Origin of the sequence: Comamonas testosteroni (assembly GCF_000761245.1) — a bacterium.
GTDB lineage: Bacteria > Pseudomonadota > Gammaproteobacteria > Burkholderiales > Burkholderiaceae_C > Comamonas > Comamonas testosteroni_C.
On sequence record NZ_AWOR01000046.1, the window covers coordinates 119,087 to 139,903 of the forward strand.

Here is a 20,817-nt window from a genome sequence, read left to right on the forward strand (position 1 = left end):
CAAACCAATGCCCTGCAGCCGCAAGAAGCTATGAATACAGGAGCGGAGCGTGTGCCTGCGGCGGCTGCTGCCCAATCCGAATCTCCGGGGCGTCGGGCCTGGAGGCGTTTCAAATCCAACCGGCTGGGCTTTGTCAGCCTGCTGATCTTCTCGGTGCTGGTGGTGCTCAGCCTGTTTGCCGAACTGCTGTCCAACGACAAGCCGCTCATCGTGCGCTATGAGGGACAGACCTATCTGCCGCTGTTGCACGATTACCCGGAAACCACGTTTGGGGGCGATTTCCATACGCCAACCGATTACCTAGATCCCTTCATCCAGCAAAGGCTCGGTGAGGGCGATAACTGGGCGATCTTCCCATTCAACCGCTATGGCAAGTCCACCATCAACTACTTTGCCAAGTCGCCCAACCCTTCTGCACCGTCGGCCGACAACTGGCTGGGCACCGACGACCGGGGGCGCGATCTGCTGGCCCAGCTCATCTACGGTTTTCGCGTCAGCGTGCTGTTCGGCCTGGCGCTGACGGCTGTGGGCGTGCTGCTTGGTGTGCTGGCGGGGGCTGTACAGGGCTTTTTCGGCGGCAGGACGGATCTGGCCTTTCAGCGCCTGACGGAAATCTGGGGCTCCATGCCCGAGCTCTACCTGCTCATCATCTTCAGTGCGCTGTTTGCGCCCAGCGTCTCGCTGCTGCTGATCCTGCTGAGCCTGTTTGGCTGGATGGGGCTGGCCGACTATGTGCGCGCCGAGTTTCTGCGCAACCGCCAGCTCGACTATGTGAAATCCGCCCAGGCGCTGGGTGCCAGCAATCGCTCCATCATCTTTCGCCACATCCTGCCCAATAGCATGACGCCGGTGATCACCTTTTTGCCGTTTCGCATGAGCGGGGCCATCCTGGCGCTGACCTCGCTCGATTTCCTGGGCCTGGGCGTTCCCCCGGGCACGCCCAGCCTGGGCGAGCTGCTGAGTCAGGGGAAGAACAATATCGATGCCTGGTGGATTTCCCTGTCCACCTTTGGCGTGCTGGTCATCACGCTGCTGCTGCTGACCTTCATGGGGGACGCCCTGCGCGATGCGCTGGATCCGCGCAAGCAGACGCGCACCGAAGCCGCGAAGCGTGCGGGAGGCAAGCCATGAGCCAGGAGAAATACGGGATGGACAGCCGCAGCCAACTGCTGAGCGTGCACGATCTGAGCGTGTCTTTTGCGGGCAAGCCCGTGGTGCAGGATGTGAGCTTCGAGCTGGCGGCCGGTGAGAAGCTGGCGCTGGTGGGGGAGTCCGGCTCGGGCAAGTCGGTCATGGCGCTGTCGCTGCTGCGCCTGGTGGGCGATGCACAGCTGGGTGGCCGGGCCCTGCTGGACGGGCGCGATCTGCTGGGGCTTTCGGAGCGCGAGATGCAGGGCATACGCGGCGGCGATATCGCCATGATCTTTCAGGAGCCGATGACGGCGCTGAATCCGCTGATGACCGTGGGCGCGCAGGTGGCCGAGGTGCTGCAGCTCAAGCAGTCATTGAGCGGTGCCCAGGCCTTGAAGCAGGCGGTGGAGCTGCTGGCCACCACCGGTATCCCCGAGCCTGGGCGCCGCGCGCAGAGCTTTCCGCACCAGCTCAGCGGTGGCCAGCGTCAGCGCGCCATGATTGCCATGGCCCTGGCCAGTCGTCCCCGGCTGCTGCTGGCCGACGAGCCGACAACGGCGCTGGATGTGACGCTGCGTGGCCAGATCCTGGATCTGCTGGCCGATCTGCAGCGACAGACCGGCATGGCCGTGCTGATGATCACGCATGACCTGAACCTGGTGCGCCGCTTCGCCGACCGCGTGGCGGTCATGGAAAAAGGCCGTCTCGTGGAGCAGGGTGCTGTGGCCGATCTCATGCAGAACCCGCAGCACCCCTATACCCGCAAGCTGCTGGCCAGTCGGCCGGTGCGCAATGTGGTGGAGGGGGGCGAGCCGTCCGGCGAGGCGGCCGTGGTGCAGACCCAGGCCCTGCAGGTGAGCTATGCCACGCCCTTGCCCGGCATTCGCGGCTGGTTCAAAAAAGGGGCATTCGTGGCGGTCAAGGGCGCAGATATGCTGCTGCGGCCCGGCCGAACCCTGGGGGTGATCGGTGAATCGGGCTCGGGCAAATCCACGCTGGCCCAGGCTGTGCTGGGGCTGTTGCCTGCGGCCGGGGCGCTGCAGGTGGCCGGCAGGCCATGGCAGCAGCCGGCAATTCGCAACAGCGCCGCCAATCTGGCGCTGCGGCGCAAGATCCAGGTGGTGTTTCAGGACCCGTTCTCTTCGCTGTCTCCGCGCATGACGGTGGAGGAGATCGTCGGCGAAGGCCTGCAGATCCATGCCCCTGAGCTCGCTGCCGCGCTGCGGCGCGAGCGCGTGCTCAAGATGCTGGAAGAGGTGGGGTTGACCGAGACCCAGTTTCCCGGCCTGCTGCAGCGCTATCCCCATGAATTCTCGGGCGGGCAGCGGCAGCGCCTGGCGATTTCGCGCGCGCTCATCATGGAGCCCGAGGTCCTGGTGCTGGACGAGCCCACGAGTGCACTCGATGTCACCATACAGCAGCAAGTGCTGGCCCTGCTGCAGCGGCTGCAAAAGGAGCGTGGTCTGGCCTATCTGCTCATCACCCACGATGTGGATGTGATTCGCGCCATGGCCCATGAGGTGCTGGTCATGAAGGAGGGGCAGATCGTGGAGCAGGGCAGTGTCCAGCAGGTGCTCGCGGCGCCGCGTCAGGCCTATACGCGCCAGCTGGTCGAGGCCGCCGGGGTCGTTGCCGAGTCGCCGGTGGTCTGAATGTGATGGCGAGCAGTGCTTTCCCTTCAAAGGTTTGAGGCTTTGAATGCCTGCAATTGCTGTCGATTCACTGATTCGCGAGGCAGGCATGTGCTGAAAAACACTGAATCCGCACTCGAAAGTTTGTATTTGTTTGGCGCGAATTCTCTGGCTGTGGCCTAATTGGTCCCTTTCAACCTCCCAATTGAGAATTCGACATGGGCAATAAGATCGTTACCGAAGCAGACCGCAAGGCCACTCCCCGTCCCCAGGCACCCAATGGCGTGACCCTGCCTACTCCCGGCCGTGGCCAGCGCGTGAGCCTGGAGCGTGGTTCGCACACTCGCAGCAAGAAGCAAGCCGGCAAGCGCCACGGCTAATTCCTGCAGCAGGCTGCGCCCTGGTGTGCGGCCCGCAAAAAAGCCCTCGTCACTTCGGTGCGAGGGCTTTTTGCTTTTTGGGCCATCAGGGTGCTGGCGGGCTTATCCCTGCAGATTCCTCAGCTTGCGGCGCAGCTGCTGCACTTCCTCGATGAGATCGGTGGTCAGGGCGGCGAGCTGGGGGTCGGCGTCGAAGCTGTGCTCCAGCTGGGCAATGCGACGCGCGCGTACCAGTGTCTGGCTGCTGAAGCGCCATTGCTCGTGGCTGATCTCGCGGACCTGGCCAGCGTTGTCGTAGCTGATGACGCCTGTCTGTACATGCTCGATCACCCATTGAGGGCTGGTGCAGCAATGACGGGCCAACTCGTGCAGATCGAGCACGGCCTGCTCCAGCAGCTCGGCAGGCTCGTAGAAAGGGTAGTGGGAGGTGCTCATGGGAAAACCTTTCAACTCAGGCTGCGGGCATCGAACTGCGGGAAGGCCTTGGCAAAGTCGGCGTAAGCCTGCTTTTGCGCGGCTGTCGCGGCGGGCGGGAAGACCACATCCAGCACCAGATACAAATCACCCGGCGTGGCGGCGGGCAGGCCCTTGCCCTTGAGGCGCAGCTTGCGACCCGAGCGATAGCCGGCGGGCACGGTGACTTCCAGCTCCCCGGCCAGCGTCTTGAAGGGGATGGGGCCGCCCAGCTCGGCCTCCCAGGGTGCGAGTGGCACTCGCTGGTACACATCCTTGCCCTCGGACCACCAGCGTGGGTCGCTGCGAAAGTGCACCTCCAGCAGCAGATCTCCTGGGGCACCCTTGCCCAGGCCCGGGTTGCCCTGACCGGCAAGGCGAATCATCTGGCCCTCGCGCACGCCCTTTGGAATGGTGACCTGCAGCTCCTTGTTCTTATGGGTGGGGATGCCCTGGTCGTCGAGCACGGTGCTGCGCAGATGCAGCGAGCGCACGGCTCCGCTGTAGCTGTCCTGCAAATCCAGCTCTATGCTGGCGTGCTGGTCCTGGCCGCGCATATCGGGTGTGCTGCGCGCGCCTTGCTGGCCTTGATGGCGTCGCGCACGAGCGGCCTGGCCGAACATCTGCGAGAAGAAGTCGCTGAAATCGGCGTCGCTGCCGGCATCGCCCTGGCTGCTGAAGTGAAAGTCCTGCTGATCCCAGTCGGGCGGCGGGCGAAAGCCTCCGCCGCCCTGGGCTCTGGCATTTTGCGCAAACTGCATCTCGTCGCCCATGGCGTCGTAGGCGGCGCGCTTTTCGGGGTCGGAGAGCACGGCGTTGGCTTCGTTGACCTCGGCCATGCGAGCGTCCGCATCTTTTTCCTTGCTGATGTCCGGATGGTATTTGCGGGCGAGCTTGCGATAGGCCTTCTTGATGTCGTCGGCGGAGGCCTTTTTGTCCACGCCAAGTATCTTGTAATAGTCCTTGTAATCCATGGAGTCACCAATCTTCTTGTCGAAAGAAGGGCGCAAGCCAGCTGCTATGGCTGCTGCCATTGCCGCGCCCGGGTTCAGGAAAAATAATAGGGATAGAGTGCTGCGGCTTCAAGGGTCTCAATGCGCGCTGGTGGGGTGATGGCCGGGGTTTGAGTCCTTGGGTGCATCTGGCGCTACCATTGCGGGGATCAATGCAGGGGCATGTGCGAAGGCCTGCCCAGAGTTTGAAATGAAACAAGAAATTACAAAAGCAGACGCGTGGCTGGTTGTCTGCCTCTGTGCTGACTGGTGCGGTACCTGTAAACAGTACCGGCAGCCCTTCGAGGCTCTTGCTGCCCAGTTTCCACAGATGCGTTTTGTCTGGCTCGATGTGGAAGACCGTGAGGATGTAGCCGGCGATCTGGACATAGAAACCTTTCCGTCCATCTTGGTGGCGCAGGGCGAGCAGGCCAGATTCCTGGGGCCTGTGCTTCCGCAGACGGGGGTGCTGGCACGGATGCTGCACTCCCTGCCTGCTGATGCAGCGGCGAGGCCTGCCGATGTGCAGGAGGCTCAGGATTTGCTGCAGCGATTGTTGCGCGCTGATGACCTGCAGGACGTCTTGCGTTGATCGCAGTTTTATGCGAGACACTTTTTGCGAAAACAATGGTTTGCGGCTACAATCACGGCTTCACGACCAAACGGGCGGGTACATACCGCCCGTTTTTTTTGGGCAATTCATGGCGAAACCTGTTTTTGACAGAGCTAAGTCCATGATTTGACAGATTTTTCGGGATTGAACTGAATACACGTGGCACTACAGCAAATCGTTGAACAAACCGTAACAGGTCTGGGCTATGACCTGGTTGAAATCGAGCGCTCGGCCGGTGGCCTGCTGCGCATCACGATTGATTTGCCTTGGCAGGCGCCGGAGGAAGGTGCGCCTGAGCTGCCCGAGCAGTTCGTGACAGTGGAAGACTGCGAAAAAGTCACGCGCCAGCTTCAGTTTGCGCTGGAAGTCGATGGTGCTGACTACGCCCGCCTGGAGGTCTCTTCCCCAGGCATTGATCGTTTGCTGCGCCATGAGCAGGACTTCATCCGTTTTGAAGGCTCGGAGGTGGATCTGACGCTCAAGGCTCCCATCGGGGCTGCTGGCGGCGACAAGATCAATGCAAACCGCAAGAAATTTCGTGGCACGCTGGAGCGGACTGAAGAAGGTGGCTGGCAGATCGTCTGGAGCGATGAGCCGCCTCCTAAGCCGGGCGTGCGCGTCAGCAAGAAGCGTGAGCCAGCGCCGTTGAACGCCATGGGCTTTACGCTTGACGAGTTGCGCGAAGCTCGTCTGGCACCGATTGTGAATTTCAAAGGACGCGCAGCCAAGCCTGAATGAGGCAGCTGAAGCGTTGGAATCTTTTGGGGCAAAGAGGTCGCATGCAAATCCTCTTTGTGTGATTGAAATAGGAGAGTCGTCGCATGAATCGCGAACTGTTGATGTTGGTTGAAGCCATTTCGCGTGAAAAGAACGTGGAGCGCGATGTGGTTTTTGGTGCCGTGGAATCCGCACTGGCACAGGCCACCAAGAAGCTGTACCAAGGTGAAGTAGACATCCGCGTGTCCATCGATCGCGAAAGCGGCGACTACGACACCTTCCGCCGCTGGGTGGTGGTGTCTGACGATGCCGGTCTGCAGAACCCCGACGCCGAAGAAATGCTTATGGATGCGGAAGACCGCGTGCCCGGCATTCAAATTGGTGAGTTCATTGAAGAGCAGATCGAGTCGCTGCCCATCGGTCGTATCGGTGCCATGGCTGCCAAGCAGGTCATCCTGCAGAAGATTCGCGACGCCGAGCGCGAAATGCTGCTCAACGAATTCCTGGCCCGTGGCGATAAGATCTTCACCGGTACCGTCAAGCGCATGGACAAGGGCGACATCATTGTCGAATCCGGCCGTGTGGAAGGCCGACTCAAGCGCGGCGAGATGATCCCCAAGGAAAATCTGCGCAATGGCGACCGCGTGCGCGCCATGATCATGGAAGTCGATGCCACTTTGCGCGGCGCTCCCATCCTGCTGTCGCGCTCGGCCCCAGAATTCATGGTGGAGTTGTTCCGCAATGAAGTGCCTGAGATCGAGCAAGGCCTGCTGGAGATCAAGAGCTGCGCCCGTGACGCAGGCTCTCGTGCCAAGATCGCCGTACTGAGCCACGACAAGCGCGTGGACCCCATCGGCACCTGCGTCGGCGTGCGCGGTACCCGTGTGAACGCCGTGACCAACGAGCTGGCCGGCGAGCGTGTGGATATCGTGCTGTGGTCCGAAGACCCCGCTCAGTTCGTGATCGGTGCTCTGGCTCCTGCCAATGTCTCTTCCATCGTCGTGGACGAGGAAAAGCACGCCATGGACGTGGTGGTGGACGAGGAAAATCTGGCTATCGCCATCGGTCGCGGTGGTCAGAACGTACGTCTGGCCTCCGAGCTGACAGGCTGGAAAATCAACATCATGGACGCTGCAGAGTCTGCTCAGAAGCAGGCCGACGAGTCGGCTGTCTCGCGCAAGCTGTTCATGGAAAAGCTGGATGTGGACGAGGAAATCGCCAACATCCTGATCGAAGAAGGTTTCGAGACCCTGGAAGAAGTGGCCTATGTGCCGCTGCAGGAAATGCTCGAAATCGAATCCTTCGACGAAGAGACGGTAAACGAGCTGCGTAGCCGCGCCAAGGATGCACTGCTGAGTCAGGAAATTGCTCGCGAAGAAAATGTGAGCAAGGCATCCGAGGATCTGGTGTCCCTGGACGGCATGACTGCCGAACTGCTGGACAGGCTGGCGCAAGCTGATGTGCACACCCGTGATGACCTGGCCGACTTGGCAATCGATGAGCTGACCGAAATCACCGGTCAGACTGCCGAAGAAGCCAAGGCCTTGATCATGAAGGCGCGTGAGCACTGGTTTACCGATGGGCAAGAGTAAGGTCAGGGAGGTACAGAGCATTTATGTCGAGTAATACGGTTGCAGAATTTGCGAAAGAGCGCAACACGACCCCTGATACCTTGCTGCAGCAGCTCAAGGCCGCCGGGGTTGACAAGGCCAATGCCGCTGATGCGCTGACCGAAGGTGACAAGCAGCGTTTGCTGTCTCACCTGCAGGCAAGCCATGGCAGCGGTGCCAAGAAGATCACGCTGACCAAGAAGTCCACCAGCGAAATCAAGCAGGCGGATTCATCGGGCCGTGCCCGTACGATTCAGGTGGAAGTGCGCAAGAAGCGCACTTTCGTGAAGCGGGAAGACACTCCCGCCGAGGCTCAGGCCAATGCGGAAAGCATGGCTAAGGCTGTGCAGGAGCGTGCCGCTAGTCAAGAGCTGGTACGCCGTGAAGAAGATGCTCGCCGCGAGGTTGAGCTGTTGAGCCATCAGGAAGAACAATTGGCCAAGGAACGTCAAGAGCGCGAAGAGCGCGAGCGCCGCGAGCGCGAAGCCGAAGAACGTGCTGCAGCTTATGCAGCCGCGGAAGTCGCCAAGGTGGCTGAAGCCAAGGCGGCAAAGGAAGAGGAAAAGCGCGAGCACGCCGCAGGCGCTGCTGCACGTGCAGCGGCCCAGGCCGAGGCACGCGCCAAGGCGGAATCAGAATCCCAGGCCAAGGCTGCTGAAGAAGCCAGCCGTGCCAAGGATCTGGATGAACGCCGCCGCAAGGCCCTGGCCGAGGCGGAAGCCATCCGCGCCATGATGGCTGCGCCCAAGAAAGTGCTGGTCGCCAAGAAGCCCGAGGAGCCCAAGAAGGCTGCTCCGGTCGCTGCGGATGCCAAGAAGCCTGTTGCCGCCAAGGATGGCAACAAGCCTGCAGGCAGCGCTGGTGCAGCCAACGCTGGTGGTGGCGCCCGTCCCGGCAAGGAAGTCAAGTCTGCAAAGCTGTCTTCGAGCTGGTCCAACGATGCGGCCAAGAAGAAGGAAATCAAGACCCGTGGCGACAGCTCCGGTGGCGTCGCTGGCCGCTCCAACTGGCGCGGCGGTCCCAGGGGGGGCCGTCGTGGCAATGACCGTCACGAGCAGCAACAGCAGCAGGCTCCCGAGTTCCGTCAGCTGGAGATCTCGGTGCCCGAGACCATCACCGTGGCCGAACTGGCCCACAAGATGGCCATCAAGGCATCCGAGCTGATCAAGGTGCTGATGAAGATGGGCCAGATGGTCACCATCAACCAGCCGCTGGACCAGGACACCGCCATGATCGTGGTGGAAGAAATGGGCCACACTGCGAAGGTGGCTGCGCTGGACGATCCCGAAGCCTTCACTGCCGAGGAAGTCTCCAACGCCGAAGCCGAGCAACTGCCCCGCGCTCCTGTGGTGACCGTCATGGGTCACGTGGACCACGGCAAGACCTCGCTGCTGGACTACATCCGTCGCACCAAGGTGGCGTCGGGCGAAGCCGGCGGCATCACGCAGCACATCGGTGCCTACCATGTGAAGACGCCTCGCGGCATCATCACCTTCCTGGACACCCCCGGTCACGAGGCCTTCACGGCCATGCGTGCTCGCGGTGCCAAGTCCACCGACATCGTGATTCTGGTGGCTGCTGCCGACGACGGCGTCATGCCCCAGACCAAGGAAGCCATCAAGCACGCCAAGGCGGCTGGTGTTCCTATCGTGGTGGCCATCACCAAGGCCGACAAGCCCGAAGCCAACCCCGACCGCGTCAAGCAGGAGCTGGTCGTGGAAGAGGTGCTGCCCGAAGAGTACGGCGGTGATTCTCCCTTCGTGGCCGTGTCCTCCAAGACTGGCCAGGGCATCGACGAGCTGCTGGAGCAAGTGCTGCTGCAGGCCGAAGTGCTGGAGCTCAAGGCGCCGGTGGAAGCCGCTGCCAAGGGTATCGTGATCGAAGCCCAGCTGGACAAGGGCCGTGGTACCGTGGCTACGGTGCTGGTGCAGTCCGGTACGCTGAAGGTCGGCGATGTGGTGCTGGCGGGTCAGACCTATGGCCGCGTGCGAGCCATGCTCGACGAAGACGGCAAGCAGACCAAGGAAGCCGGTCCTTCCATCCCTGTCGAGATTCAGGGTCTGAACGAAGTGCCTATGGCAGGTGATGACTTCATGGTGCTGAGCGACGAACGTCGTGCCCGTGAAATTGCCACTTACCGTGCCGGCAAGTTCCGCCACACCAAGCTGGCCAAGCAACAAGCCGCCAAGCTGGAAAACATGTTCGCCGAAATGACTGCTGGCGATGTGCAGACACTGCCCATCATCATCAAGGCCGACATGCAAGGTTCGCAGGAAGCGCTGGCAGCATCGCTGCTCAAGCTGTCGACGGACGAAATCAAGGTCCAGCTGGTGTACTCCGGCGTGGGCGGTATTTCCGAGTCCGACGTCAACCTGGCACTGGCTTCCAAGGCCATCATCATCGGCTTCAACGTGCGTGCGGATGCTCAGGCCCGCAAGACGGCCGAAGGCAACGATGTCGACGTTCGCTACTACAACATCATCTACGACGCCGTGGATGAGGTGAAGGCTGCGATGTCCGGCATGCTGGCTCCCGAGAAGCGCGAAGAGATCATCGGTATGGCCGAGATCCGTACCGTGTTCGTGGCGACGAAGATCGGCACCATTGCCGGCTCGTACATCACGCAAGGTCACGTCACCCGCAACGCACACTTCCGTCTGCTGCGCGACAACGTGGTCATCTACACGGGCGAGATCGAGTCGCTGCGCCGCCTCAAGGACGATGTCAAGGAAGTCAAGGAAGGCTTCGAGTGCGGTATCAAGCTGCGCAACTACAACGACATCAAGGAAGGCGACGTGCTGGAAGTCTTCGAGATCAAGGAAATCGCTCGTACGCTGTAAAAGCAATAGCTGCTAGCGCCTGTTGCGCAAGGGTTTGAGGCTGAAAACGCCTTGAACTCCTTGTGCAGCAAGCGCAAATAGCTCCTTTTTTATTCATGGCAACCAAACGCAAATCTGCTGCTCCCAATCGCAGCTTCAAAGTTTCCGACCAGATCCAGCGTGATCTGTCGGAGCTGATCGCCCGCGAGTTGAAGGACCCGCGCGTCGGCATGGTCACGCTGCAAGGCGTGGAGGTGACTCCTGACTATGCCCACGCCAAGGTGTTCTTCAGCGTGCTCGTCGGCGATCCCGAAGTGACGCTGGCTGCACTCAATCAGGCCGCAGGCTTTCTGCGCAACGGCCTGTTCAAGCGTCTGCACATTCATACCGTGCCCACGCTGCATTTCGTCTACGACCGCACTACAGAGCGCGCTGCCGACATGAACGCCTTGATCGCCAAGGCTGTGGCGTCGCGCGGACCCGAACAGGAATAAGCACATGAACGCCCCTCGCACCCGGGTGCAGCGGCGCCCTGTGCATGGGGTGTTGCTGCTCGATAAACCGCTGGGCTGGTCCAGCAACGATATCTTGCAGAAGGTCAAGTGGCTGCTGCGCGCCGAAAAGGCCGGGCATACAGGCACGCTTGATCCACTGGCCAGTGGCGTGCTGCCGCTGTGTTTCGGCGCTGCCACCAAATTCAGTCAGCTTCAGCTCGAAGCCGAGAAAACCTACGAAGCCATTGCCCGCCTGGGCCAGACCACGACCACGGCCGATGCCGAGGGCGATGTGGTGCTGGAGCGTGCCGTCGATCTGGCCGCCATCACGCCCGAGCGCCTGGCGCAGGTGCAGGCGCAGTTCACGGGCGACATCCAGCAGGTGCCGCCCATGCACAGTGCGCTGAAGAAGGACGGCAAGGCACTCTATGAATACGCCCGTGCGGGCGTGGAAGTGGAGCGCCCTGCACGCGATGTCACCATTCATGCATTGGAGCTGACGCTGGTGCAGGACGATCAAGGGCATCCAGCCATCAAGATGAGAGTGACCTGCAGCAAGGGCACTTACATCCGCACATTGGGCGAAGACGTGGGCGAGGCCTTGGGCTGTGGCGCCCATTTGCGTTTTCTGCGCCGTGTGGAAACCGGCGGTCTTGAAGTGTCGCGCTGCGTGACGCTGCAGGCGCTGGAAGCCATGAACGATGAAGAGCGCGTTGCACAGGTCCTGCCTGTGGATACCCTGCTGCATCGTCATGCCGTCGTCACCTTGGGTGAACAGGATGCAGGTCGCTTTCTATCAGGCTTGCGCCGTCGAGGGTCTTGGGCTGATGCCCCGGCCGTGGCGGTGTATGGTGAGCGCCCGCATGCCCTTTTAGGGGTAGGCCGTGTGGCGAGCGGGGAGTTGATCCCCGAGCGCCTGCTCAGTCCGCTAGAAATTCAACAAATTTTGGAAGGAACGCCGCGTCCACAAGCAAGCGGCATTTTGGAAACATTATGAGCAAACAAATCCGCAACATTGCGATCATCGCGCACGTTGACCACGGTAAGACCACCATGGTGGACCAGCTGCTGCGCCAGTCCGGCACTTTTGCCGAGCACGAAAAAGTCGTCGACACCGTGATGGACAACCATGCCATCGAACGTGAGCGCGGCATCACCATTCTGGCCAAGAACTGCGCCGTGTCCTGGAAGGACACCCACATCAACATTCTCGACACGCCCGGTCACGCGGACTTCGGCGGCGAAGTGGAACGTGCCCTGTCCATGGTCGACGGCGTGGTGCTGCTGATCGATGCGCAGGAAGGCCCCATGCCCCAGACGCGCTTCGTGACCAAGAAGGCTCTGGCCCTGGGTCTGCGCCCCATCGTGGTGGTGAACAAGGTGGACAAGCCCGGTGCCAACCCCGACAAGGTGATCAACGCCGCTTTCGACCTGTTCGACAAGCTGGGCGCCACCGACGAGCAGCTGGACTTCCCCGTGGTCTACGCCTCCGGCATCAACGGCTGGTCTTCCAAGGAAGAGGGCGAGCCCGGTGCCAAGTGGGGTGAGGACATGTCCGCCCTGTTCGACACCATCCTGGCTCACGTGCCTGCCGTGCAGGGCGACGCCAACGCTCCCCTGCAGCTGCAGGTTTCCGCTCTGGACTACTCCACCTTCGTGGGTCGTATCGGCGTGGGCCGCATCACCCAGGGCACGCTCAAGCCCGGTCAGCAAGTGGCTGTGATGGCCGGCCCTGATGGCAAGAGCTACAGCGGCAAGATCAACCAGGTGCATACCTTCCAGGGTATCGATCGCGTGCAGGCCACCGAAGCCGGTCCTTCCGAGATCGTGCTGATCAGCGGTATCGAAAACATCGGTATCGGCGAAACCGTCACCGACCCGATCAATCCCCAGCCTCTGCCCATGCTGAAGATTGACGAGCCCACCCTGACCATGAACTTCTGCGTGAACACCTCGCCCCTGGCAGGTCGTGAAGGCAAGTTCGTGACCAGCCGCCAGATCTGGGACCGTCTGCAAAAGGAACTGCGCTCCAACGTGGCTCTGCGCGTCAAGGAAACCGACGAAGACGGTATCTTTGAAGTCTCCGGCCGTGGTGAACTGCACCTGACCATCTTGCTGGAAGAAATGCGTCGCGAAGGCTACGAGCTGGCCGTGTCCAAGCCCCGCGTCGTGATGCAGATGATCGACGGCGAAAAGCACGAGCCTATCGAGCTGGTGACGGCCGACATCGAAGAAGGCCACCAGGGCGGCGTGATGCAGGCACTGGGCGAGCGCAAGGGCGAGCTGGTGAACATGGAACCCGATGGCCGCGGTCGCGTCCGTCTGGAATACCGTATCCCTGCCCGCGGCCTGATCGGTTTCACCAACGAATTCCTGAACCTGACACGTGGCTCCGGCCTGATCGCCAACATCTTCGACAGCTATGAACCCCATAAGGGCGACATCGGCGGCCGCAAGAACGGCGTGCTGATCTCCATGGACGACGGTGAAATCTTCACCTACGCCCTGGGCAAGCTGGACGACCGCGGCCGCATGTTCGTGAAGGCCGGCGACCCTGTGTACGAAGGCATGATCATCGGCATCCACAGCCGCGACAATGACCTGGTGGTGAACGCCACGCGTACCAAGCAGCTGACCAACTTCCGCGTCAGCGGCAAGGAAGATGCAATCAAGATCACGCCTCCCATCGACCTGTCGCTGGAATATGGTGTGGAATTCATCGAAGACGACGAGCTGCTGGAAATCACCCCCACCAGCCTGCGCGTGCGCAAGCGTCACCTGAAGGAGCACGATCGCAAGCGTGCTTCGCGTGATGCGTAATTCACAAGCCCAGGCTGTGAATCCAAAAAAAGGCCCTTCGGGGCCTTTTTTTATTATCCCCAGGCCGTCCAAAGGCAAGAGGCGGCAACACGCAGCGGGCGAGCGTGGGACATCACTTTTCATGCCTGTGCTGCCAGCTCGCAAACCTGCTGCACCAGCCACTGCGCCATGGGCGAAAGGCTGCGCCCGCGCTGCCAGACCACGCCATAGCTCGAAGTCATGGCCGGCACCTGTCGCACCCTCACGGCCTGTAGCTGTCCGCCTTGGAGCCAAGGACGCACCGCAGGTTCGATGGCGGCCAGCACGGTATCGGTGTGCAGCGTCAGCTGGATCAGGCTGTTGACATCGTCGCACTCCACCGCCAGCAGATTCTTGTCATGGTCCAGCTGCAACTGGGCGCATAAGGCATCGCGCACGGTTCGGGGCAGACGCACGGCAGCCAGGCCATGGGCATGCAAATGGGCCAGCGTGAAATCGGTTTGCGCGGACTGCAGCAGCGGATGGCCGCTGCGCACATACAGGCCGCCGGGCTGGGTGGGCAGGGCGCGTACCGTGCAGTCGCTGCCAGCGGGCAGCTCACGGGTTTCGGCCACGAAGAATTCGATCTCATCGTCCTTGAGGCGCTGCAGCAATTGTTGCCAGTTCCCCATGATGGCGCGCACATGTACTGCAGCAAAGGCTTTACGGGCCTGTTGCAGCAGTGGCGGCAGCAGGAACTGAGCCGGAAACGGGCCAAAGCCGCAGGCCGTGTCCCCCATCTGCCGATCTCGATAGAGCTGCACATCGCGTTGCAGATTGCGGCTTTGGCGCACCAGCTCACGGGCGCGCTCCAGCACAAACTGGCCAGCTGCCGTGGGGCGAACCTCTCCCGCACCGCGCTCGAAGAGCTTCATCGCAAATTCCTCCTCTGCTGCCTGCACGCTGCGCGTCAGTGCGGGCTGGCTCAGATGCAGCTGCTCGGCTGCACGAGCGTAATTGGCCTTGTCGGCCAGCATGACCAGATGCTGCAGTCGGCGTATGTCCATAGCGATGAGTTCAATGCATTGAAATTTCTCAGACTATGCATTGGACGCAATGCATGGCGCTGCCCAGAATGTGACAGCAGCCTCGGTGGATTTGACGTCTTTTGGGGCTCTGACGTAGATCCATCAGGCGCTGACAGCTATAACAAAAGGAGACATATATGGAATTTCGGCTCACCCCCAAAGCCGGTGTTGCCGCATTGCTTGCCGCTGGCGTGCTGGCTGGCTGCGCAGCACCTTCTGCCGTTTCGCAAAACGCAGGTTCGCTGCAGGCAGGCCAGGTCAGCAGTGCCACGCGCGAGGTGCTGGCCACTTTTGCTCAAAGCCTGCCGCCTGACGATGCTCAGGATCGCGAAGATGCGCAGCGAGGCCTGATTGCCAGGCCCACGGGCCAGGTCCGGGATGTCGGTGGTAGCGTGCTCAAGGACTTTGCCTCCTTTGATTTTGTGCAGGGCACCGCGCCCGACAGTGTCAACCCCAGCCTTTGGCGCCATGCCCGGCTCAATGCCCAGGCGGGGCTGTTCAAGGTCACCGACGGTATCTACCAGTTGCGCGGCTTTGACATAGGCAACATCACCCTGGTCGAGGGAAAGACTGGCTGGATTGTGGTGGACACGCTGACCAGCCGCGAGATTGCCGCGGCCGCCATGGCATTTGCGCGCCAGCACTTGGGCAACAAGCCCGTGACGGCGCTGATCTTCACGCACAGCCATGCAGATCATTTTGGCGGTGCCTTGGGAGTCATCAGTCCGGCGGAAGTGGCGCGACGCAAAGTGCCCGTGGTGGCGCCTGCGGGCTTCATGAATGAGGCCACCAGCGAGAACTTGCTCGTGGGCACAGCCATGGCGCGGCGCGCCATCTACCAGTTCGGCACGCGGCTGCCGTTGTCGCCCACGGGCAATGTGGACACGGGCCTGGGCAAGAGCCTGGTCAGCGGCCATATGGGCATTCTGCCCCCCACGGTCAGCGTGGACAGGGCCGATCAGGAGATGATGCTGGACGGCGTGCGCTTCGTGTTTCACAACATGCCCGGGGCCGAGGCCCCTGCCGAGCTGACTTTCAGCATTCCGGATCTCAAGGCCTTTGGAGGGGCCGAGATTCTGGCGCAGACCATGCACAATCTGCTGCCCATACGCGGCGCCAAGGTACGCGATGCCTTGCAGTGGTCTGCCTATCTGCAAAAGGTGCTGGAGCAGGCTGGCGATGCGCAGGTGCTGTTCAACCAGCACAACTGGCCGGTCTGGGGCAAGGCGCATATTGCCAGCTTCATCAGCCGCCAGCGCGATCTCTACCAGTTCATGCATGACCAGACCGTGCGCCTTATCAACCAGGGGCTGCAGCCTGCCGAGATTGCCGAGCAGATCAAGCTGCCGCCGTCGCTGGCGGCTTTCTGGGGCGGACGTGGCTATTACGGCGATCTGCGTCATAACGTCAAAGCCATCTACCAGTTCTACCTTGGCAATTACGATGGCAACCCTGCCAATCTGGATCCGCTGCCGCCTAAGCTCAAGGCGCAGAAATATGTGGCGGCGCTGGGTGGCGCAGCCAAGGTGCTGGAGCAAGGCAGTGCAGCGGCCGAGAAGGGCGACTATCGCTGGGCCGTGGAGCTGCTGCAGCAACTGGTGTTTGCCGAGCCGGACAACACGGTGGCCAAAGAGCTGCTGGCCCGTTGCCATGAGCAGCTGGGCTACCGCGCCGAGTCTGCCACCTGGCGTAACAGTTATCTGACGGCGGCGCTGGAGTTGCGCCAGGGTCTGGTGCCCATGTCCAAGGATCTATCGGCCATGGCCGAGATGATGGCGCAGATTCCGACCGAGCGTTTTCTCGAAGTGCTGGCCACACGGCTGGACGCAGTCAAGGCCGCGGACACTCGCTTTGTAATGAATCTGGCGCTGGATGATGTGGGCGAGCGCTATGTGATCTGGCTTGAAAACGCGGTGCTGCATTTCCGCAAGGCACCAGCCCAGGATGGCGCGGATGTGTCGCTGAGTCTCAGCCGAGCCGCATTCCTGAAGCTTTTGTCCGGAGCTGCCAAGGAAGGGCAAGCGCCAGCAGCCATGAAAATCGAGGGTGACCGTGCAGCCCTGGGGGCATTCCTGAAGCTGCTCGATGCCAGCCGTCCCGACTTCCCCATCGTCACCCGGTAGGGCGGTAGCCTGAAAACAAAAAAACCGCATGGCTGGCACGCGGTTTTTTTGTTGGCAGCTTGCACTGCGTGGGAGTGGCAGATTATTTCTGCGCCAGAATCCAGGCCACCAGTTTCTTGGCGTCGGCGTCGTTCACCTGGGGATTGGCGGGCATGGGCACGGGACCCCACACGCCGGAGCCGCCCTTGATGACTTTGGCAGCCAGCTTGTCTGCTGCATCCTTTTGGCCTGCATACTTGGCGGCCACATCCTTGAATGCGGGACCAACCAGTTTCTTGTCAACAGCGTGGCAGGCCATGCAGTTCTTGGACTGCGCCAGAGCCTGATCGGCCATGGCAGGGGCCACGGCAGCGGCGGAAAGGGCGAAAGCGATCAAAAATTTCTTCATCATGGGTTCCCAGGGTGCGGGGTTAAAGTTGATCTTTTAGCGCATTGTAGTGCTTGGGTTGTGTACTCTCCAGTGCACTCTGTGTTTTGGAAAATCAACAAAAAAGGGGATGTATGTATCTGTTAGGTTTGGCAATTGTGCTGTCGCTGCTCAAGCTTGCGCAGATCGGGCCTGTCACAGGCTGGAGCTGGTGGCCGATTCTGGCCCTTTATGGCGCGGCTGCCGCCTGGTGGGCCTGGGCCGATGCCTCCGGCTATACCAAGCGCAAGGCCATGGAGAAGATGGACCAGCGCAAGAAAGAGCGTATCGAACGTCAGAAGCAAGCCATGGCACCGGGTCAGCGACGTCGCTGAGCAGCGAATCAGGCATCGTGATTGACGATGTCTTGTGATTGTTTTGCCTGACAGCCCGCCATGGGCTAGGCATCGCTGCCTTGCAGTGCTGGGCCATAATCCAAAGAATCATTTCCCGATAACGTCTTATAGCGAACCCCATGCCCGCATACCGTTCCAAAACCTCCACTGGCGGCCGCAACATGGCCGGTGCGCGCGCCCTGTGGCGTGCCACCGGCATGAAAGATGGCGATTTTGACAAGCCCATCATTGCGATTGCCAATTCCTTCACCCAGTTCGTGCCCGGCCATGTGCACCTGAAGGATCTGGGGCAACTGGTCGCGCGCGAGATCGAGGCGGCCGGCGGTGTGGCCAAGGAGTTCAACACCATCGCCGTGGACGATGGCATCGCCATGGGTCATGACGGCATGCTGTATTCGCTGCCCAGTCGCGACCTGATCGCGGACTCGGTCGAGTACATGGTCAATGCCCATTGCGCCGATGCGCTGGTGTGCATCTCCAACTGCGACAAGATCACCCCCGGCATGTTGATGGCCGCGATGCGCCTGAACATTCCGGTGATCTTTGTTTCCGGCGGTCCCATGGAAGCCGGCAAGACCCGGCTGGCCAACCCCGAAACCAAGACCATCGAGTTCAAGAAGCTGGACCTGGTGGACGCCATGGTGATCGCGGCCGATCAGCGCTATTCCGACGCCGAAGTGGCCGAGGTGGAACGCTCCGCCTGTCCGACCTGTGGTTCGTGCTCGGGCATGTTCACCGCCAATTCGATGAACTGCCTGACCGAAGCGCTGGGCCTGTCCCTGCCCGGCAACGGCACCGTGGTGGCCACGCATGCCGACCGCGAAGAGCTGTTCCTGCGCGCCGGCCGCCGCATCGTCGAGCTGGCCCGCGACTACTACGAGAACGACAACGACAGCGTGCTGCCACGCTCCGTGGGCTTCAAGGCCTTCGAGAACTGCATCACGCTGGACATCGCCATGGGCGGCTCCACCAATACCATCCTGCACTTGCTGGCCATCGCCCAGGAAGCAGGTATCGACTTCACCATGGCCGACATCGACCGCCTCTCGCGCGTCGTGCCCCAGCTGTGCAAGGTGGCGCCCAACACGCCCAAGTACCACATCGAAGACGTGCACCGCGCCGGCGGCATCATGGCCATCCTGGGCGAGCTGGACCGAGCCGGCAAGCTGCACACCGATGTGCCCACGGTGCATGCCAAGACCATGAAGGATGCGCTGGAGCAGTGGGACATCGTGCGCACGCAGGACGAGGCAGTGCGCCACTTCTACATGGCCGGCCCGGCCGGCATTCCCACGCAGGTGGCGTTCAGCCAGAACACCCGCTGGCCCAGCCTGGACCTGGACCGTGCCGAAGGCTGCATCCGCAGCTATGAGCACGCTTTCAGCAAGGAAGGCGGCCTGGCCGTGCTGCGCGGCAACATCGCGCTGGACGGCTGCGTGGTGAAGTCTGCAGGCGTGGACGAGTCGATCCTGGTGTTCGAAGGCCCGGCCCATGTGGTCGAGTCGCAGGACGAGGCCGTGGCCAACATCCTGGCCGACAAGGTCAAGGCCGGCGACGTGGTCATCGTGCGCTACGAAGGCCCCAAGGGCGGCCCCGGCATGCAGGAAATGCTCTACCCCACCAGCTACATCAAGTCCAAGGGCCTGGGCAAGGCCTGTGCGCTGCTGACGGACGGCCGCTTCTCGGGCGGTACCTCCGGCCTGTCCATCGGTCACTGCTCTCCCGAGGCGGCAGCCGGCGGCGCGATCGGTCTGGTGCAGAACGGCGACATCATCCGCATCGACATTCCCAACCGCAGCATCAACATGCTGGTCAGCGACGAAGAGCTGGCCCGCCGCCGTGAAGTGCAGAATGCCAAGGGCTGGAAGCCTGCTCAAGCCCGTCCCCGCAAGATCTCGGCGGCCCTCAAGGCCTATGCCAAGCTGGTGACCAGCGCCGACACCGGCGCCGTACGCGATCTGTCGCTGCTCGACGACTGAACAATCGCCGTTACGTTTGTTTCGTCATTTCGTCAGCGCGGGCTCCCATGCTGACGGACAATCCCACAGCCGCTCGATGCAAGTCGCGCGGCTGTTTTTATTGTCTTGCCAGAAAGTGATCTCCATGTCTTTCGCTGTTCGCCCCTCCTTCTTGTTGAAGACAGCAGGGCTGCTGGTCTTGCTGGGGGCATTGACGGCGCAGGCTGCAGAAGGGCGTTACCCGCAGCGTCCCGTGCGTCTGGTGGTCCCTTTCACGCCCGGAGGCTCCACTGATATCGTGGCGCGCCTGGTTGCCGATGCCATGCACACGACTCTGGGTCAGCCGGTGGTGGTCGACAACCGCTCCGGCGCCAGCGGCTTCCTCGGGGCCGAGGCCGTGGCCAATGCGGCGCCTGACGGCTACACGATCGGCCTGGGCACCATCAGCACGCTGGTGGTCAATCCCATCATGCTGCCCCAGTCGGCACGCATAGATCCTGCCAAGGCTTTTGTACCGGTGGTTGCACTGGCGTCCATTCCGTCGGTGTTCTCCGTGCATCCCAATATGGGTGTGCAGAACTACGCCCAGTTCCTCACTCTTGCGCGCAGCAAGCCGGGTCAGCTCAATATCGGATCGGCCGGAGTAGGCTCCATCGGGCATCTGATTGCCGAGCGCCTCAATGCCGATCTCAAGCTCAAGCTGCACCACATTCCCTACAAGGGGCAAGGGCCGGTGATCAGCGGTGCACTGTCGGGCGAGACCCAGGTGCTCAGCGATCAATACCCTTCGTCGGCTCCGCATGTGGCTGCGGGCCGCCTGGTTGCGTTCGCCGTGGCCGCACAGGAGCGCCTGCCGGCCCTGCCGCAGGTGCCTACGTTCAGGGAGTTGGGTCACCCTGCGCTCAACGATCTGGCCATCACCTGGTTTGGCATCGTTGCCCCGGCAGGAACGCCTCAGCCCGTCGTGACCAGGCTCAACGGCGCTGCCAACGCGGCCCTGCAGGAGCCTGCCGTGCAGGAGCGTCTGCAGGCCATGGGCGTGCATGTCTTGGGCGGCACGGCGCAGCGCCTGAGCACCATGATGGAAGAGACCGCCAAGGTCGTGCGCCAGACCGTGCGCGAGCAGGGCCTGGCGGTGGACAAGCCGCATTGACGCTTCACATAGGACTGCCGGTGCCGGATGCCGCAGTCATCCAGGCCGGGGTTTGGCGTCTCTGAGGTCTTTGAATCGACGAATGAGGCCTTGCAGCGTTCTTGGTGCATGCAGT

Annotated in this window: 18 protein-coding genes; 14 read left to right on the forward strand and 4 right to left on the reverse strand. The window is 61.7% G+C overall.

From position 1 onward, the window contains the following. Positions 1-30 precede the first annotated feature (30 nt). From P353_RS11885 to P353_RS29545, 3 genes are all read left to right on the forward strand, one after another. Positions 31-1,131 (forward strand): ABC transporter permease, encoded by a 1,101-nt coding sequence (locus P353_RS11885; RefSeq protein WP_113707717.1) that lies wholly within the window; start codon positions 31-33, stop codon positions 1,129-1,131. Then, a complete protein-coding gene (locus P353_RS11890; protein ID WP_034369447.1) occupies positions 1,128-2,783 on the forward strand; it encodes an ABC transporter ATP-binding protein in 1,656 nt (551 codons plus the stop codon). The genes P353_RS11885 and P353_RS11890 overlap by 4 nt, the downstream gene beginning before the upstream one ends. A 197-nt stretch (positions 2,784-2,980) precedes the next feature. Continuing rightward, the gene (locus P353_RS29545; RefSeq protein ID WP_196354051.1) at positions 2,981-3,142 is read left to right on the forward strand and encodes a hypothetical protein; all 162 of its coding nucleotides are present in this window, start codon (positions 2,981-2,983) and stop codon (positions 3,140-3,142) included. 102 nt (positions 3,143-3,244) lie between these two features. On the opposite strand, the gene P353_RS11895 is transcribed toward P353_RS29545, so the two are convergent. Continuing rightward, positions 3,245-3,577: a chaperone modulator CbpM gene (locus tag P353_RS11895; RefSeq protein WP_034369449.1), complete on the reverse strand. Its 333-nt coding sequence runs from the start codon at positions 3,575-3,577 to the stop codon at positions 3,245-3,247. Positions 3,578-3,588: 11 nt separating this feature from the next. Continuing rightward, positions 3,589-4,569, reverse strand: a complete 981-nt coding sequence (locus P353_RS11900) for a DnaJ C-terminal domain-containing protein (RefSeq protein WP_034369951.1) — start codon at positions 4,567-4,569, stop codon at positions 3,589-3,591. A 229-nt stretch (positions 4,570-4,798) separates the two neighbouring features. On the opposite strand from P353_RS11900, the gene P353_RS11905 reads away from it, so the two are divergent. The 7 genes from P353_RS11905 (at position 4,799) to typA (ending at position 13,660) form a co-directional block, all read left to right on the forward strand. Next, positions 4,799-5,179, forward strand: a complete 381-nt coding sequence (locus P353_RS11905; protein WP_034369452.1) for a thioredoxin family protein — start codon at positions 4,799-4,801, stop codon at positions 5,177-5,179. 180 nt (positions 5,180-5,359) lie between these two features. Then, entirely contained in the window at positions 5,360-5,938 is a 579-nt protein-coding gene (rimP, locus tag P353_RS11910; RefSeq protein ID WP_003080490.1) for a ribosome maturation factor RimP, read from the forward strand. 83 nt (positions 5,939-6,021) lie between these two features. Further along, complete coding sequence (gene nusA / locus P353_RS11915) at positions 6,022-7,509, forward strand: transcription termination factor NusA (RefSeq protein WP_034369455.1); 1,488 nt, start codon at positions 6,022-6,024, stop codon at positions 7,507-7,509. Between the two features lie 23 nt (positions 7,510-7,532). Next, the gene (infB, locus tag P353_RS11920) at positions 7,533-10,367 is read left to right on the forward strand and encodes a translation initiation factor IF-2 (RefSeq protein ID WP_034369458.1); all 2,835 of its coding nucleotides are present in this window, start codon (positions 7,533-7,535) and stop codon (positions 10,365-10,367) included. A gap of 95 nt (positions 10,368-10,462) precedes the next feature. Further along, on the forward strand, positions 10,463-10,840 hold the full coding sequence (gene rbfA, locus P353_RS11925; RefSeq protein ID WP_003056352.1) for a 30S ribosome-binding factor RbfA: 378 nt from the start codon (positions 10,463-10,465) through the stop codon (positions 10,838-10,840). Between the two features lie 4 nt (positions 10,841-10,844). Continuing rightward, positions 10,845-11,837, forward strand: coding sequence for a tRNA pseudouridine(55) synthase TruB (truB, locus tag P353_RS11930; protein ID WP_034369462.1), 993 nt, complete (start codon positions 10,845-10,847; stop codon positions 11,835-11,837). Then, a complete protein-coding gene (gene typA, locus P353_RS11935) occupies positions 11,834-13,660 on the forward strand; it encodes a translational GTPase TypA (RefSeq protein WP_034369466.1) in 1,827 nt (608 codons plus the stop codon). Before truB ends, typA begins: the two co-directional genes overlap by 4 nt. Before the next feature lie 119 nt (positions 13,661-13,779). Here the strand turns inward: typA and P353_RS11940 are convergent, their stop codons facing one another. Continuing rightward, positions 13,780-14,685 (reverse strand): LysR family transcriptional regulator, encoded by a 906-nt coding sequence (locus P353_RS11940; RefSeq protein ID WP_034369467.1) that lies wholly within the window; start codon positions 14,683-14,685, stop codon positions 13,780-13,782. A 158-nt stretch (positions 14,686-14,843) separates the two neighbouring features. Between P353_RS11940 and P353_RS11945 the strand changes: the two genes are divergently transcribed. Then, positions 14,844-16,829: an alkyl/aryl-sulfatase gene (locus P353_RS11945; RefSeq protein WP_034369469.1), complete on the forward strand. Its 1,986-nt coding sequence runs from the start codon at positions 14,844-14,846 to the stop codon at positions 16,827-16,829. A gap of 82 nt (positions 16,830-16,911) precedes the next feature. Here P353_RS11945 and P353_RS11950 read toward each other — a convergent pair whose 3' ends face one another. Further along, positions 16,912-17,217 (reverse strand): c-type cytochrome, encoded by a 306-nt coding sequence (locus tag P353_RS11950; protein ID WP_034369953.1) that lies wholly within the window; start codon positions 17,215-17,217, stop codon positions 16,912-16,914. Positions 17,218-17,330: 113 nt separating this feature from the next. On the opposite strand from P353_RS11950, the gene P353_RS11955 reads away from it, so the two are divergent. From P353_RS11955 to P353_RS11965, 3 genes are all read left to right on the forward strand, one after another. Further along, the gene (locus P353_RS11955; RefSeq protein WP_034369472.1) at positions 17,331-17,570 is read left to right on the forward strand and encodes a TIGR04438 family Trp-rich protein; all 240 of its coding nucleotides are present in this window, start codon (positions 17,331-17,333) and stop codon (positions 17,568-17,570) included. 140 nt (positions 17,571-17,710) lie between these two features. After that, positions 17,711-19,570, forward strand: a complete 1,860-nt coding sequence (gene ilvD / locus P353_RS11960; protein ID WP_034369475.1) for a dihydroxy-acid dehydratase — start codon at positions 17,711-17,713, stop codon at positions 19,568-19,570. Positions 19,571-19,694: 124 nt separating this feature from the next. Continuing rightward, positions 19,695-20,702: a Bug family tripartite tricarboxylate transporter substrate binding protein gene (locus P353_RS11965; RefSeq protein ID WP_034369955.1), complete on the forward strand. Its 1,008-nt coding sequence runs from the start codon at positions 19,695-19,697 to the stop codon at positions 20,700-20,702. Positions 20,703-20,817 lie beyond the last annotated feature (115 nt).

Bases quoted from the DNA above. Each gene is read 5' to 3' on its own strand.
- P353_RS11885 (WP_113707717.1), top strand. From the start codon at position 31: ATGAATACAGGAGCGGAGCGTGTGCCTGCGGCGGCTGCTGCCCAATCC.
- P353_RS11890 (WP_034369447.1), top strand. From the start codon at position 1,128: ATGAGCCAGGAGAAATACGGGATGGACAGCCGCAGCCAACTGCTGAGC.
- P353_RS29545 (WP_196354051.1), top strand. From the start codon at position 2,981: ATGGGCAATAAGATCGTTACCGAAGCAGACCGCAAGGCCACTCCCCGT.
- P353_RS11895 (WP_034369449.1), bottom strand. From the start codon at position 3,577: ATGAGCACCTCCCACTACCCTTTCTACGAGCCTGCCGAGCTGCTGGAG.
- P353_RS11900 (WP_034369951.1), bottom strand. From the start codon at position 4,569: ATGGATTACAAGGACTATTACAAGATACTTGGCGTGGACAAAAAGGCC.
- P353_RS11905 (WP_034369452.1), top strand. From the start codon at position 4,799: ATGAAACAAGAAATTACAAAAGCAGACGCGTGGCTGGTTGTCTGCCTC.
- nusA (WP_034369455.1), top strand. From the start codon at position 6,022: ATGAATCGCGAACTGTTGATGTTGGTTGAAGCCATTTCGCGTGAAAAG.
- infB (WP_034369458.1), top strand. From the start codon at position 7,533: ATGTCGAGTAATACGGTTGCAGAATTTGCGAAAGAGCGCAACACGACC.
- rbfA (WP_003056352.1), top strand. From the start codon at position 10,463: ATGGCAACCAAACGCAAATCTGCTGCTCCCAATCGCAGCTTCAAAGTT.
- truB (WP_034369462.1), top strand. From the start codon at position 10,845: ATGAACGCCCCTCGCACCCGGGTGCAGCGGCGCCCTGTGCATGGGGTG.
- typA (WP_034369466.1), top strand. From the start codon at position 11,834: ATGAGCAAACAAATCCGCAACATTGCGATCATCGCGCACGTTGACCAC.
- P353_RS11940 (WP_034369467.1), bottom strand. From the start codon at position 14,685: ATGGACATACGCCGACTGCAGCATCTGGTCATGCTGGCCGACAAGGCC.
- P353_RS11945 (WP_034369469.1), top strand. From the start codon at position 14,844: ATGGAATTTCGGCTCACCCCCAAAGCCGGTGTTGCCGCATTGCTTGCC.
- P353_RS11950 (WP_034369953.1), bottom strand. From the start codon at position 17,217: ATGAAGAAATTTTTGATCGCTTTCGCCCTTTCCGCCGCTGCCGTGGCC.
- P353_RS11955 (WP_034369472.1), top strand. From the start codon at position 17,331: ATGTATCTGTTAGGTTTGGCAATTGTGCTGTCGCTGCTCAAGCTTGCG.
- ilvD (WP_034369475.1), top strand. From the start codon at position 17,711: ATGCCCGCATACCGTTCCAAAACCTCCACTGGCGGCCGCAACATGGCC.
- P353_RS11965 (WP_034369955.1), top strand. From the start codon at position 19,695: ATGTCTTTCGCTGTTCGCCCCTCCTTCTTGTTGAAGACAGCAGGGCTG.